This is a genomic window from Shewanella cutis (assembly GCF_022410515.1).
GTDB lineage: Bacteria > Pseudomonadota > Gammaproteobacteria > Enterobacterales > Shewanellaceae > Shewanella > Shewanella cutis.
In genome coordinates this window covers 352,627-368,257 of record NZ_JACSDI010000001.1, presented here as the reverse complement: position 1 = coordinate 368,257, position 15,631 = coordinate 352,627, and the positions used below count along the sequence as shown (strand labels likewise).

8 protein-coding genes are annotated in these 15,631 nt (G+C 46.1%); 5 read left to right on the top strand and 3 right to left on the bottom strand.

The window, feature by feature from the left end; genetic code table 11:
* Window positions 1–236 precede the first annotated feature (236 nt).
* The 4 genes from purL to cydX all read left to right on the top strand — a co-directional run bounded on the left by purL (window position 237) and on the right by cydX (window position 8,204).
* The gene (purL, locus tag H9J30_RS01795; RefSeq protein WP_240130045.1) at window positions 237–4,118 is read left to right on the top strand and encodes a phosphoribosylformylglycinamidine synthase; all 3,882 of its coding nucleotides are present in this window, start codon (window positions 237–239) and stop codon (window positions 4,116–4,118) included.
* A gap of 1,239 nt (window positions 4,119–5,357) precedes the next feature.
* On the top strand, window positions 5,358–6,914 hold the full coding sequence (locus H9J30_RS01790) for a cytochrome ubiquinol oxidase subunit I (RefSeq protein WP_240129426.1): 1,557 nt from the start codon (window positions 5,358–5,360) through the stop codon (window positions 6,912–6,914).
* Between the two features lie 15 nt (window positions 6,915–6,929).
* The gene (cydB, locus tag H9J30_RS01785) at window positions 6,930–8,069 is read left to right on the top strand and encodes a cytochrome d ubiquinol oxidase subunit II (protein ID WP_240129425.1); all 1,140 of its coding nucleotides are present in this window, start codon (window positions 6,930–6,932) and stop codon (window positions 8,067–8,069) included.
* Between the two features lie 18 nt (window positions 8,070–8,087).
* Window positions 8,088–8,204: a cytochrome bd-I oxidase subunit CydX gene (gene cydX, locus H9J30_RS01780; protein WP_240129424.1), complete on the top strand. Its 117-nt coding sequence runs from the start codon at window positions 8,088–8,090 to the stop codon at window positions 8,202–8,204.
* Between the two features lie 680 nt (window positions 8,205–8,884).
* Here the strand turns inward: cydX and H9J30_RS01775 are convergent.
* A complete protein-coding gene (locus H9J30_RS01775; protein WP_240129423.1) occupies window positions 8,885–10,888 on the bottom strand; it encodes a methyl-accepting chemotaxis protein in 2,004 nt (667 codons plus the stop codon).
* A gap of 273 nt (window positions 10,889–11,161) precedes the next feature.
* Between H9J30_RS01775 and H9J30_RS01770 the strand changes: the two genes are divergently transcribed.
* Window positions 11,162–11,407: an HP1242/YdcH family protein gene (locus H9J30_RS01770; RefSeq protein WP_240129422.1), complete on the top strand. Its 246-nt coding sequence runs from the start codon at window positions 11,162–11,164 to the stop codon at window positions 11,405–11,407.
* On the opposite strand, the gene H9J30_RS01765 is transcribed toward H9J30_RS01770, so the two are convergent.
* Window positions 11,392–14,472, bottom strand: coding sequence for an efflux RND transporter permease subunit (locus H9J30_RS01765; protein WP_240129421.1), 3,081 nt, complete (start codon window positions 14,470–14,472; stop codon window positions 11,392–11,394). The two genes, H9J30_RS01770 and H9J30_RS01765, sit on opposite strands and share 16 nt — an antisense overlap.
* Before the next feature lie 2 nt (window positions 14,473–14,474).
* The gene (locus H9J30_RS01760) at window positions 14,475–15,599 is read right to left on the bottom strand and encodes an efflux RND transporter periplasmic adaptor subunit (RefSeq protein WP_240129420.1); all 1,125 of its coding nucleotides are present in this window, start codon (window positions 15,597–15,599) and stop codon (window positions 14,475–14,477) included.
* Window positions 15,600–15,631: the final 32 nt, after the last annotated feature.

Genomic DNA, 15,631 nt, shown 5'->3' with positions numbered 1-15,631 from the left:
AAGTCAGCGGGGGAACTAAGATAACTTGGCTGACATTGCTGTGATTATATCCGTTTGTTGCCAATTACGTAAAAAAATCGTACTCAATGGCACACAAAGGAGGATAAAAAGCGCGCTTTTTATCTTATAGGAAACACTGTTTTGCGTAAGGTCACAGGTGATTTGTGACAGACATTTCCCTATAATAGCGCCATCTCTGACCCCTGCAATTATAAATAATAAGGTGAATTGACGTGATGGAGATCATCCGCGGAGCCCCAGCACTCTCGACGTTTAGAGTGCAAAAGCTAATGGAGGCCTGCGTAAGCGCGGCGCTTCCGGTACGCCAAATCTATGCTGAGTATGTTCATTTAGCGGATTTGAGCGAGTTGCTTAAGCCTACTGAGCGCGAGCAACTTGAAAAAATTCTCACCTATGGACCTGCTATCGAAGCCCATACCCCCCAAGGTTCACTGCTGTTTGTTACTCCTCGCCCCGGCACAATTTCCCCATGGTCCTCTAAAGCTACTGATATCGCCCACAATTGTGGTCTCGGTAAGGTGAAGCGTTTAGAGCGTGGTGTTGCCTATTATGTTGAGTCAGACACTTTAACCGCTGAGCAGCAACAAACCTTACAGGGTTTATTGCACGACCGTATGGTTGAAGTGGTTCTGAACGATTTTGCAAAGGCCGATGTGCTGTTTAAGCGCACTGAACCTGCGCCTTTCAAGAGTGTGAACGTGTTGGCTGAAGGTCGCCGTGCGCTCGAAGTGGCCAACGTCGAAATGGGCTTAGCCCTTGCGGAAGATGAAATCGATTATTTAGTCGAAAACTTTGTCCGTTTGAACCGCAATCCAAATGATATCGAACTGATGATGTTTGCTCAGGCCAACTCAGAGCACTGTCGTCACAAGATTTTTAACGCTGATTGGACTATTGATGGTAAGGCGCAGCCTAAGTCACTGTTCAAAATGATTAAAAATACCTTCGAAGCCACACCAGATCATGTGTTATCTGCCTATAAAGATAACGCCGCTGTGATGGAAGGCTCGGTGGCGGGACGTTTCTTCCCCGATCCAAACGGTGTTTACAGTTACCACACTGAGCCAATGCACGTATTGATGAAAGTGGAAACCCACAACCATCCTACAGCAATCAGCCCTTATCCTGGTGCGGCGACTGGCTCTGGCGGTGAAATTCGCGACGAAGGCGCAACGGGTCGCGGCTCAAAACCTAAAGCGGGTTTAACAGGCTTTAGCGTATCGAATTTAAAAATCCCTGGCTTTGTTCAACCTTGGGAAGGCAACTACGGTAAGCCAGATCGCATCGTTAGCGCTCTGGATATTATGACCGAAGGCCCGCTTGGTGGCGCCGCGTTTAACAACGAGTTTGGTCGTCCTGCGTTATTAGGTTATTTCCGCACCTATGAGCAAGAAGTCTCTAGCCATAATGGTGTAGAAGTGCGTGGTTACCATAAGCCGATTATGTTAGCGGGTGGCTTAGGTAATATTCGCGAAGAGCATGTACAAAAAGGTGAGATCACTGTCGGCGCTAAGCTGATTGTACTTGGCGGCCCTGCGATGAACATCGGTTTGGGTGGCGGCGCGGCATCTTCTATGGCATCTGGCCAATCAAGTGAAGACTTAGATTTTGCCTCAGTGCAACGTGAAAACCCCGAAATGGAGCGTCGCTGCCAGGAAGTGATTGACCGCTGCTGGCAACTAGGTGACAAGAACCCCATTCAATTTATCCACGACGTGGGCGCGGGCGGTTTATCTAACGCGTTCCCTGAGTTGGTAAATGATGGCGACCGTGGTGGCATCTTTAATCTGCGCAATGTGCCATCGGATGAGCCGGGCATGAGTCCGCTGGAAATCTGGTGTAACGAGTCGCAGGAGCGTTATGTGCTTTCGGTTGCTGCCGAAGATCTACCCCTATTTACGGCGATTTGTGAGCGTGAGCGTGCACCGTTTGCGGTTGTGGGTGAAGCGACACAAGAGCAGCATTTAACCTTAGCTGACAGTCATTTTGATAATAACCCCATCGATTTACCACTTGAAGTGTTATTAGGTAAAGCACCTAAGATGAGCCGTAATGTGGTATCTGCTAAGGCGGTTTCTCCTGCGCTTGAGCAAAGTCAAATCGATGTGAAAGATGCGGTTAAGCGTGTACTGAGCTTACCGACTGTCGCCGACAAAACCTTCCTTATCACCATTGGCGACCGCACGGTAACGGGTTTAGTTAACCGTGACCAAATGGTTGGTCCATGGCAGGTGCCAGTGGCCGACTGCGCGGTGACTGCGGCAAGTTTTGATACCTATGCTGGCGAAGCCATGTCACTGGGTGAACGTACGCCGCTGGCGCTACTCGATTTTGGTGCCTCAGCCCGTATGGCGGTGGCAGAGTCGATTATGAACATTGCCGGTGCTGATATTGGTTCATTTAAACGCATCAAATTGTCTGCCAACTGGATGTCAGCAGCGGGTCACCCTGGTGAAGACGCGGGTCTTTATGAAGCGGTGAAAGCCGTCGGTGAAGAATTGTGTCCAGAGCTGAGCTTGACCATTCCGGTCGGTAAAGACTCCATGTCGATGAAAACCGCTTGGCAGCAAGATGGTGTGAATAAAACCGTGACATCACCAATGTCATTGGTCATCACCGCCTTTGGTGTAGTGCAGGACATTCGTAACACGGTAACGCCAGAGCTGCGCAGCGATAAAGGCGAAACGTCTTTACTGTTAGTCGATTTGGGCGCGGGCCAAAACCGTTTAGGCGGTTCTTGTTTAGCGCAGGTTTACGGTGAGTTAGGCGATGTCGCACCAGACTTAGACGATGCCGCGCTATTACGTGGTTTCTTTGAAACCATGCAAAAGCTGGTGGCTAACAAGTTAGTGATTGCTTACCACGATCGCAGTGACGGTGGTTTATTCACGACCTTAGTGGAAATGGCTTTTGCGGGTAATACTGGCTTAGATATAGATGTAGAAGATCTACAGGGCACTGATTTAGAAAGACTCTTTAATGAAGAACTCGGCGCTGTGCTACAAGTGAGCCGCGATAATGCTGCAAAAATTGCTGCCCAGTTTGCCATCGCAGGCGTTCCTTGCCATGTGATCGGGACTTTGGCCGATGATCAACGCATCACCATTAAAGATGGCGCGCGTGAAATCTTCAGTGATACCCGTGTTGCATTGCGTACAGTGTGGTCAGAAACCACCTATCGTATGCAAGCCATGCGTGATAACCCAGCGTGTGCGCTTGAAGAGTTCAAACTCAAGCAGGATGAAACGGATTTAGGCTTAACGGTTAACTTAAGCTTTGATCCAAGCGAGGACGTTGCTGCGCCTTATATCCTCAAAGGTGTAGCACCTAAGATGGCGATTCTGCGTGAGCAGGGCGTTAACTCCCATGTCGAAATGGCGGCCGCGTTTGATCGCGCCGGGTTTGAGAGCCGCGACGTGCATATGTCTGACATTCTGTCAGGTCGCATTAGCCTTGAAGATTTCCAAGGTCTGGTGGCCTGTGGTGGCTTCTCCTACGGTGACGTATTAGGTGCCGGTGAAGGTTGGGCTAAGTCGATTTTGTTTAACGAGCGTGCTCGCGATGAGTTTTCACGTTTCTTCGAACGTGATTCAAGCTTTGCGCTCGGAGTGTGTAACGGCTGTCAAATGCTATCAAACCTGAAGGAAATTATCCCAGGTAGCGAGCATTGGCCACGTTTTGTGCGTAACCGTTCAGAGCGTTTTGAAGCGCGTTTTAGCTTGGTCGAAGTGCAACAAAGTCCTTCGTTGTTCTTCCAAGGTATGGCAGGCTCTCGTATGCCTATCGCCGTATCCCACGGTGAAGGTCATGCGGAATTTGCCAGCGCGCAGGCGTTAGCGTTAGCAGAAGCCTCAGGCACTATTGCGCTGCGTTTTGTGAATGGTAAAGGTGAGATTGCGACCCAATATCCACAAAACCCCAATGGTTCGCCAAACGGCTTAACAGGTATCTGTACCACTGATGGCCGTGTGACATTGATGATGCCACACCCTGAGCGGGTATTTAGAACTGTGGCTAACTCTTGGCACCCTGATAACTGGGGTGAAGACAGCCCATGGATGCGGATGTTCCGCAATGCGAGAGTGAACTTAGGCTAGGGTTTTTATTGATAAAACCACAACTTAGCACAACTAAAAAGGAGCGAAATTTTTCGCTCCTTTTTTATATATAAAACGCATCTTTAAAAAAGTAATTTATTTTAATATGTTAGCAATATGTGCAGCATTTCTAATGCATTCGATTTAAAATATACCGACTTAAACGACTAAATACCTCTTAATGAGTAGTTCACACAATTGAAACAAAGTCGGCTTGCCTTTAATGAGTCACCATATTCGTCATAATCGTTGGATAATAAAAACAAAAAGCCCCCAACTTAATGAGAAGGGGGCTCGTTTTGCGCTAACAAAACTTCAAAGCAAATCAGTATTAATTCAGATTAAGCGGTAAACGATTACAGCTCACGTGCTGTATAAAGTTCAACAAAAACACGCTTATAGCTGTTAACTAGACGTTCAAATAAGTTTGTCATATTTCTATCTCCACACCAAAGTTACACCTATGTGCGCAGAGTTGGGCTTGTCTGGGACGCTTCACCAGTCATATCAAACCGTCTCCTTAACACAGGAGATATATTAACCAATCTTATTGTGTTGCTCAAACGAGAAAAAATATATGTACGCATTAATAAAACTAATCATTTGTATGGTGTGATTTTAGTTGTAGATATTTTTACTTTGATTAACATGCTAAAAATAAAGGATTATTTTTTTGGGTATAACTTTGAGTTTGTTGTTTTTTATTAGTGATAATATTGTTTTAAATTTGTTTTCTTGTGTTTTTGATGGTTATGAAGTTATTTTGCGTTTAAATGCTTAAAAGTTTGATTCTTTATCGGCTGGCTGTGCTTCTCTACTCTATAATTATTGATATGTCAACTGGGTGGTAAAGTGAAGTGTGTGCCCCGTTGCAAAACCCATCTAAACCCCTGAGTTTGATTGATTTGAATCAAAGGCGGGTGGTATAAAATACTCACAAATGAAAGCGATTAAATATCTTAACTATCTGATATTTATATCGATGGGATCATTTGTAGGATTGAGTGGTGAGGTGGAGATCTCAAAGCCGAGCGATAGTGTGACCACGGTCTCAGTATGTGAGGAAAAAGGGAGATTTTTAGACCTTGCTGCTTCGATGTAATGAAAAAGACGATATTTAACGGTTTATACTGGCTTCAGTTATAAACACAAAATGAAAACTCACTATCCTACAAAGGCACTTGCTATGAATGGCTCAAGTTGTCGTAGCAATTGGACGCACCACGTAAGGAGTCACCGATGATTGTTGAAGAGGTTGTTGAGCTATCGCGGCTGCAGTTTGCGCTGACGGCCATGTATCACTTCCTGTTTGTTCCCTTAACCTTGGGGTTGGCATTTTTGCTGGCTATCATGGAATCACTGTATGTGATGACGGATAAACAAATTTATAAAGATATGACTAAGTTCTGGGGTAAGTTGTTTGGTATCAACTTTGCCTTGGGTGTTTCAACGGGTTTGGCGATGGAATTCCAGTTTGGTACTAACTGGTCTTATTATTCGCATTATGTTGGTGACATTTTTGGTGCACCACTGGCCATTGAAGGTTTGATGGCGTTCTTCTTAGAATCGACCTTCGTGGGTATGTTCTTCTTTGGTTGGGATCGTTTCAGCAAGCGTCAGCATTTGGCGGTAACTTGGCTTGTAGCATTCGGTACTAACTTCTCCGCACTGTGGATTCTGGTGGCAAACGGTTGGATGCAAAACCCTGTAGGGTCAGTATTCAATTACGAAACCATGCGCATGGAAATGACCAGTTTTGCAGATGTCATCTTTAACCCTGTTGCACAGGTTAAATTTGTTCACACTGTAGCCTCTGGTTATGTGACTGGCGCAATGTTTATCTTGGCAATCAGTTCTTACTACATTCTAAAGAAACGTGACTTACCTTTTGCGCGTCGTTCATTTGCGATTGCAGCTAGCTTTGGTATGGCTTCTATCCTGTCTGTTATCGTACTGGGTGACGAATCAGGCTATAAAGTGGGTGAAGCGCAACGCGTTAAGTTAGCGGCAATTGAAGCAGAATGGCACACAGAGCCAGCACCTGCGGCCTTTACTGCTGTTGGTTTCCCAAATCAAGAAACCATGCACACTGATTTTGCAGTGAAGATCCCTTATGCGATGGGTATCGTTGCGACTCGTTCTCTCGATGAGGAAGTAACAGGTATTCGCGATTTAATTACCGAACACGAAGTGCGTATTCGTAATGGTATGAAAGCCTATGAAATGCTAGTTAAACTACGTGCTGGTGATACCTCTCCAGAATTACGTACTGCATTCGAAGCGGCTAAAATTGACTTAGGTTATGGCTTACTGCTGAAGCGTTACACCGATAATGTGGTGGATGCAACTGAAGAACAAATTAAAGCGGCTGCAAAGGATTCTATCCCCAGCGTTGCGCCTATGTTCTGGAGTTTCCGTATCATGGTTGGCCTAGGTTTTGTCATGCTGTTTGTGTTCGCTGCAGCGTTTTGGCAAAGCACTCGTCATCAGATCGAAGAGAAGAAATGGGTGCTTAAAGCCGCGCTTTATAGCTTGCCATTACCTTGGATTGCGATTGAGTGTGGTTGGTTTGTGGCTGAATATGGCCGTCAACCTTGGACCATCTCTGAGGTGTTGCCGACCTTTATGTCTGCATCGAGTTTAACGACTGGTGATCTGTGGTTCAGTATTATCTCAATTACACTGTTCTATTCAGTACTGTTGATTATTGAGATGTTCCTGATGTTTAAGTTTGCACGTCTTGGACCAAGCAGCTTAAAAACAGGTCGTTACCACTTCGAGAAACTAGAAGCCTAAGCAGAGGATTTCATTATGTTTGATTATGAAATATTGAGAATGATCTGGTGGGCTCTGATCGGCGTACTGTTCATCGGATTTGCGGTTACTGATGGTTTTGACATGGGGGTAGGTGCATTGTTGCCTATTCTCGGTAAAGACGATACTGAACGCCGTATTATGGTTAACACTGTTGCCCCCCATTGGGACGGTAACCAAGTGTGGTTAATTACCGCAGGCGGTGCCTTATTTGCTGCTTGGCCTATGGTTTATGCAGTGTCTTTCTCTGGCTTCTATGTGGCCATGATGATAGTGCTGTTTGCCTTGTACATGCGTCCAGTGGGTTTCGATTACCGTTCTAAAATCGAAAATCCAAAATGGCGTAAGTCATGGGACTGGGCTCTGTTTGTTGGCGGTTTTGTTCCACCACTGATTATCGGTGTGGCCTTTGGTAACTTGTTGCAGGGTGTTCCATTCAATTTTGATGAATTCCTGCGTGCAACCTACCATGGTGGTTTGTTTGGTCTGTTGAACCCATTCGGTTTACTCGCAGGTTTAGTCAGCGTCACCATGTTTATGATGCAAGGTGCTGCGTGGCTGCAAATGAAGACCGAAGGTGAGCTGCGTGTGCGTGCGGCAAATGCAACTCAGCTATTTGCGTTGTTAGTTGCGGTGTTGTTTGCTGCTGCGGGAGTCTGGTTAGCAAATGGTATTGATGGTTACGTGGTGACTTCAGCCCTTGACCATAATGCGATGTCTAACCCAACGCTGAAAACGGTTGCCGTAGAGTCTGGCGCTTGGTTGGCAAACTATGACAAGTATCCTATTACAATGCTGTTCCCTGTATTAGGTGTGGCATTACCACTGCTTGTTATTGTTGTGAGCCGCTTAAATCGTTCAGGTTTTGCCTTCCTATTTAGCTCGCTGACACTGGCGATGGTGATCTTAACTTGTGGTGCAGCTATGTTCCCATTCGTTATGCCATCATCATTAGATCCTAATGTGAGCTTGACAATGTGGGATGCAACTGCGAGTGAAATGACATTAACAGTGATGACTTGGGCTGCGATTATCTTTGTTCCAATCGTGTTAAGTTACACAGTATGGACTTACTTCAAGATGTTTGGCCGCTTAAGCCGCAAACATATTGAAGATAACAGTGCCTCACTCTATTAGAACTAAGGAGCATCTACTATGTGGTATTTCACGTGGATATTAGGGGTTTTGTTGGCCTGTTCTTTTGGAGTGATCAACGCGCTTTGGCTTGAAAACACAGAGAACATGGACCGCTCGAGCGATGAAGCCGAGTAATCGCTAAGCTCCTATAGCGTAAACCATTTAAAACCCCGCCAAAGCGGGGTTTTTTATTGCCATGAAAACTGCAGCTTTGGGGGTAATACCAATCACATTAAATATCTAATCAGTTCAGAGCCTCACAGGCATTTCAATCCAAGGCGCATTGACGCAGAAACGGTTATTCCCTTTTAAGTCAATGCAACACCGGAGTGGGATGCCTGTGTGGTTCCCAAAGGGCGGCTGATGTTCACTGTATGGCAACGCGCTTTATACTGCGCTTAAGGCTTTCTGACAGAACACCACTATGCCTTCAAGCCTTCGCCTTGTCTAAAGCGCGTTCTGAATGAACAGATATTTAATACGATTGGTATAATTGGCTGCGTATTTGCGGGTAGGTTTCGCGGCCGACGATATATTATCTGCACTAACTTCAACCAGTTGGGGATTAGCCTATTGCTGATATTTTCTATAATGGAGGATAAACCCGCTTGATTTGAAGCTTGCTAAATCAGTAATCACAAATTGATAAGAAAATGGCCCAACCCTTTGGGATATTTGTGATTTTTTCTATGTGCTATGTGCTATGTGCTAGAAATGCGCTTACCGAGATCACTTTATCAGTGGAAATTAGAGCGCTAAATAACGTAAAAAAATACCGTCCAGATGGACGGTATTTGAATGGGGCTTAGTCTGACTTAGGCCTTAAATTGACTAATTTGCTGCTTAAGCGCAATGGCGAGGGAAGATAACTCATTCGCTGAATTGACTGTCTCGGCGGCTCTGTGCTCTCCTTCATTAGCCAGCTCGCTGATTTGATGCAGATTGTGGGTGATCTCTTGGGCGACGCTACTTTGTTGCTCGGTTGCGGAGGCTATATTACGTGAGCTGATGGCAAGCTCAGCGATTCTGCGGTTAATTTCCTCAAGTTGATGACCGGTTTCTTCCCCTTGATTTGCTGAGGCGATACCGAGTTGATGACTTTGCGCCATTTGACTCGTTGTCGTTTTGACTTGGGTTTGCAGTTTATCGATGGTTTGACCGATTTCTTGAATCGATGTTTGGGTCCGTTGAGCCAAAGTGCGAACTTCATCGGCAACCACGGCAAAACCTCGCCCTTGTTCACCCGCTCGGGCTGCTTCAATAGCCGCATTGAGGGCAAGTAGGTTAGTTTGCTCAGCAATACTGTTGATCACTTCCGTGACTTTACTGATTGCTTCACTTTCTTGACTAACTTTATCAACGGCTTGATGGCTATTGTTGAGTTGTTGGCTTAGTTTCAGTAAGTCTTGTACCAACCGTGTTTGTTGCTGTTGACCTTCTTTGGCGGCGATGTCCACCTGCTGGCTCTGATTGGCCCCCTCTTGGGCATGATTTGCGACATCGCGGATTGATGTTGACATTTCTTCGATTGCCGTCGCAATTTGATCTGTTTGTTGCATTAGCGCTTGAGCTTCCTCGCCATTTTGTTTGGCAATTCGCTGCGCTTTTGACGCTTGCTGCTCAATACTCTGCACTGATGTTTGCAGGGCACTGATTAATTGCCGTAATTCCGATGACATGTTGGAGACGCTAGTTGTGATTTTATCGACTTCGTTTTGACTATCAAATGCCGATGGTGGTAGATGATGACTAAAGTCCCCTGAACCAATGATTTCCATGTGCTGCTGTAGTGCATGTAAAGGCTTAAGTGCACGCAGTAGCACCAAGGACAGCAGCACTGTAATTAACACTATGCCCGATACGGCTACTATGGCATTGATGGTTAATAACAGCAGGCCTTCTTCATTTAATTCATTGGCGTTAACTTGCCCAATCAGCATCCAGTTCCAGCCGTTAACGCTTTGGCTGTAGGCAAACATTGGTTGGTTTTTACTGTTGGCATAGCGCCATTCGGCTTGGTTTTGTGTGGCTTGGCTGAGGGTTAGGCCATCAAGCATTGACTCTGTTACTGGTTCGCCAGTATTGAATTTGGGATGCGCGACGAGCACATTATCAGCTTTGCGCATTAACAGAAAATGGCCGCTTTCTTCTAGCGTGATTTTATTTACCGCTTCTTGTAATTGTTTTAAGGATTGGGTGATTTCAAAACCGATAAATAAGATCCCAATGACTTGTCCTTGTATATCCTTAATGGGGCGGTAGACCGTCATATAGTCCTTACCAAAAAGTTTGGCGTATCCTTCATAAATCTCCCCTTTTATCAAGGTTGGATAACCTGGATGGTTTTTTCCTAAAAAGGTGCCTAAGGCGCGGCTGCCATCGGCTTTTTTAAGGGAGGTTGCTATGCGAACAAAGTCATCCCCTGACAGAGCAAATACGGTAGCGGTACCGCCCGTGAGGTTAGCAAAACGGTCAACTTTGCTCTTTGAGGCGTTAAGCTGCTCCGCTTCATGCATTAGTGCAGGCGTGTTCACCCCGAGTACATCGACCTTTTTATCTAACAGACTAAATTGGCCGGGATACATTCCTTTAAACACATCGGCATTGCGTCTTGCTAATTGCAACAAGCTATCGTATTGCAACTCAAGCATATCAGATACTGCGTGCATCTCAGCTTTCATGGCACTGATGCCTTTATCTTCGAGTACATTTGAAGCGGATTTATAGGAGAGAGTCCCCAATATGCAGAAAACGAGTAGGGTAAGGACAAACGCGAGGGTGCCGATTTGTTTTGCAATAGGCCAATTTTTATAATTCATTGTTCGATCCTATAGGGTGAAGGTTAACGCTAATCTAACCTAAGTTTTACGTCATGGTCTTGATTTGGGTCTAATATTTCCTATTATGTATAGATAGTTCGCTGACATATTGTCGATTGATGTTGACAATAATTTTACATAATTCTAAAAGGTTGGAATGTCGTTCTTAAGGATGGAAAAGGTGTTTCAGGATGATATTTGTGGGAGATCAAATAGCAGATTTTCCATGCTCTATCGCAATTGAGTCGATACAAGACAACAAGGAGTGACATTATGCTTGGCGAAAATCATGCGTTAATTTATGAGTTTCCAGATTTTGCTGACCACATTCGTCACCTTAAAAAAAATAATATGATCTTTGCGACTATGGCGCAGCGCTACCACGAATTAGACCACAAAATCCGCGCTTTAGAGTTAACCAAAGTGCCCACTGATGATGAGCACTTTGTGGCCTTAAAATTAGAGCGGCTCCACCTTAAAGATAAGTTGTATCAATATTTGGTTCATGATGCCATTTGAGGAGATAAGGTCGCTGCTTGTGTCGAATGGCGCTTTGTCATCAGTAGTAGATACATAGTGGGCACCCAAACGAGTGATAACAGCGTTGTCAGCAAGGTGCCGCCCGCGATAGCGATCGCAAAGGGTGGCCAGAAGCCGCCACCTGCAATAATAAGCGGAATAAAACCTCCTACAGTGGTGATCGTGGTTGAGCTGATATGACGGCCGCAACTGCTCACTGTGCTAACAATGACCGCCTTATCGCCCATTCTTGCCGCTGGTAACTCTTCGAGCTCAGCTAAGATCACAATGGCAGCGTTGATTGCCAGCCCCATTAAGCCGAGTAGGGCGATGATGACCGGAAAGCCAAAGGGATAACCAAACACAAATACTGCAAGTAGCCCTAGTCCTGCCGACTGTAATGCGCTGAGTAAAATAATGGCCGTGAGCCTAAAGGAATTAAAGGATAACACCACGGTTGCTAGTAATAAGGTGACCACTAAAATGATATTTGACAGTAGGTTACCTATCGCTTCATTGCGTTTAGCGCTTTCTCCGCCAATTTCAATCCGATAGCCTGCCGGCAGTTTGATTGCAGCCACTTTATCTTTAACATCATTTAAGACTTGGGCGGGTAATACACCACTGACGATATAGGCTTCGATGGTATTGACCCGTTGGCCATTGCGTCTTGGTATTGCCCCACGGCTTACCTGTACTTCATTATGTGAAAGTGCAGATAACGGAACTGCTGTGCCAGAAGGTGTCATCAGTTGGATTTCCGATAAGCGGCTCGCCTGCTCACGGCTACTCTCGCCTAAACGCACGCGGATAGGTAACGACTCGGTTTGTTCTAATACGCTGCCACCAATCACTCCTGTTGTAGACATTTGGACTTGTCTGGCGATATCGGTCAGGCTTAGTCCGCTGATTAAACTGGCATCTTCATTCACCTGCAGTAATACCTTTGGTGACCCTGCACTCAAGGTTGCGCGGGTGTGGATGACATCGGGCGTAGCGGCCAAAATATGACGGATTTCATCACCGAGGGTGCGTAACGTTTCCAGATTTGGGCCGAATATCATCAACTCGACCGGTGCATTAAAGGGCGGGCCTTGCTCGAGTTTGCGTACCAGCACCTGAGCTTCAGGAAAGGCTTTATCGAAACGTTGTTGCAGTGCCGGTATAAGGGCGTTAGCACGCTCAAAATCGATGGTTTTTACCATTGCCTGTGCATAGTTGGTCGCGCCTTGTTGGCGCTGGGTTAAATTATAATAAAACGAAGGCGTATTTCCCCCGACAACCCAATCGACTTGGGTAATGCCTTCGATTTGATGCAATTGTTTATCCATCAAATGCACTTGGCTTAGCGTATTTTCTAGACTGACGTGGGGCGCGAGATATAACTCAATTTGGAACATATCCCGATCCGATGGTGGGAAGAATTGCTCGGTCATTTTCCCTGAGGCATAAAAACCCAACAGCGGAATGGTGCCGATTAATATGGCACTGAGCAGTGGGCGATTCAGCGCAAAATTAAGGCTTGCTTGAAAGTAATCACTCACTAAAGGCAGATTGAGCCCATGCTGATACCAAATCGGTTGTTTACCTTCAAGGCTAAAACGTCCCGCCAGTCCGGCAATCAAAGTGTGGGAAATTAAATAGGAACCAAACAGAGCAAACATTACCGACATCGCAATGCCGCCGACAAACTCGCCTGTAGCGCCCGGCATTAATACGATGGGAGCAAAGGCCAAAATAGTGGTAATCGTTGAGCCAGCTAAGGGTAACCATAAGTGATGTAAGGTCTCAGTCACGGCGTTTAGGCGACTCATACCCTGTTGGCGGCGCTGGGCGATGGCATCGACGATCACAATGGCATTGTCCACCATGATCCCTAGGGCTACCACTAAACCTGTGACTGACATTTGATGAATGGGTAAGCCAATGTATTTCATACAGGCCAAAGTAAAGAGTGCGGTCAGGGGGAGTGATAGGGCAACGATAATGGCATTTCTCAGCCCTAGGGTTAGCAGTAACACGCTGAGAATAATTACAAACCCTTGTATGAGGTTGATAACCAGTCCACCAAGCCGTTCACTGGTGTAACTGTTTTGCTCAAATAACCATTCCACTTTGATATTTGCGGGTAGATCGATATTGAATTCATCGACCAACTCTTTGACTTGTCCCTGCCATATATCGACGCGAGTATTGTTGAGCATACGTGCCGCGACAAAAACACCTTGCTCACCATCGACGAGGCCGATACTGTCTGCAGGGCTTTTAGGTTGACGGCTGATTGTCGCAATATCGCCCAAGCGAATGATTTGCCCAGCGCTATCCACTTTTAGTGGCACTTGGCGAATGCGACTTTGGGAATCGAGTTCACCAGATACTTCGACTAATGCACGAAAATGATTGTTATTAATCTCTCCTGCCGCAATTTTGCTGTCAGCGCTGCGCAGAATGTTGGCGATAGTCCCCGGAGTCAGCTGCAACTGACTCATCTTATAACCATCAAGTTGCACGAGAATTTCTTCTTCAGGCGCGCCGTAGAGTTTAACGAAGTCCGTCCCGGCTAAGAGTCTGAGTCTGCTTTGTAATTCTTTGGCGTAGCGATTAAGCATATCAACCCGAGGTTGACTGCTATCGTTCCACACTAGACTTAAAATGGCGGTGTAGGCGTAGCCCACTTGGTCATCTAAGGTGGGTGTTTGTATATCATCGGGTAGGTTGTTTCTGGCGTCAGCCAGCAGATCCCGCGCCCTAGACCACACAGGATCGGTATCTGTTACAGTGTCTTTGAGTTCTAATTGAATCACTGAAATACCGGGTCTTGAGGTCGATTGAATCAGTTTGATTTCCCCAAGGCGGCGTAACTGGTTTTCTAATACTTCAGTGACTAATGCCTCTACCCGTTCAGCGGATGCGCCTGGATACGGGGTTATCACAGAGGCAAAGCGGTTGGTGATATGCGGATCTTCTGTGCGTGGCAAGCTGGACATTGCCCCAAATCCGGCAACTAAAAGCAAGGCGATCACTAGGCTGACTAGGCGGCCATTTTCGACAAAGGCTTTAATCATGATTACCTCGTTGTCGCGAGTGTGGAAACGGCTTGGCCAACGACTAACTTATGCAAGCCTTGAGTCACATAGTGTTCGTCGCCTTTAATAGCACCTTGGATATAAGCCATATCCTGCGTGGTGTAGAGGATATCGACATCGCGTCGCTCGATGTGGCGTTGAGTGATATCTGACGCTTTGATTGTTGAATTTTGAGCCGCCACATAGATATTCCAGCGCCCTCGAATACCATCAATCAGTGCTGAAATCGGTACCCAATAACCAGCTTGTTCAACGGTTTGTTGTTGATGTAAATAGGCTATTTCCCCATTAATCACTCTGGCGTGTTCAGGTAGACTGATCCGCAATTGAACAGTGCGGCTAATGGGATTGACCTCGGCACTCATTCCCGCAATTTTTGCCGTAAATGGCTGATTATGTACAGTAACCTTGACATTTTGTCCGGTGGAGAATTGGTTTGCAATGGCGACGGGAACACCGATATAGGCCTCAGTATTTATATTGCCTATTAAGGTAAAGACGGGACTACCCGCGGCAACCACTTCCCCTAAATTATGTTGGCGCTGACTGATGATGCCATCAAAGGGGGCAAGTAAGTGCGATTTGTCGAGTTTGAGTTGATTAGCATGTTGCGAGGCGAGCAGGCGTTTTTTAGCCGCTTCTAGGCTGGCGAGTTGGGTTTGAGTTTCATCGAGCAATTGTTCTGAGACATAACCGGATTTTTTTAGTTCTAGATTACGCTTGAGTGTGCTGGTGGCAAGGTCAACATCAGCTTGAGTTTGCGCTAAGCTTGCTTGGATTTCTTGGCGCTCGGCTTCAAGCAAGCGAGTATCAAGTTTGGCTAGAACCTGCCCTTGGCGGACGTTGGCTCCACTATCGACATTCAGTTCACTTAATTTTCCTGATAGTTCAAAGCCAACCCCTGTCGTGTTACCTGCGCGAATGGTGCCAGTGAACACTTGCTCACTTTGATAACTTGGCGATAAGCGCAAAGGCGCGGTGATGACATTTTGTAACTGGGCTGTGTTAGCGTGCTCAGTGACTTCTTTTTGGCAGGCGGTTAAGGTAGTCGCGGCAATCACACAAAGGGCGATTGCACGCCAAGAACGTCGGGCAGCTATGTCCATCACAATCCTTACTCTGTAAGCATTAGGTTAAT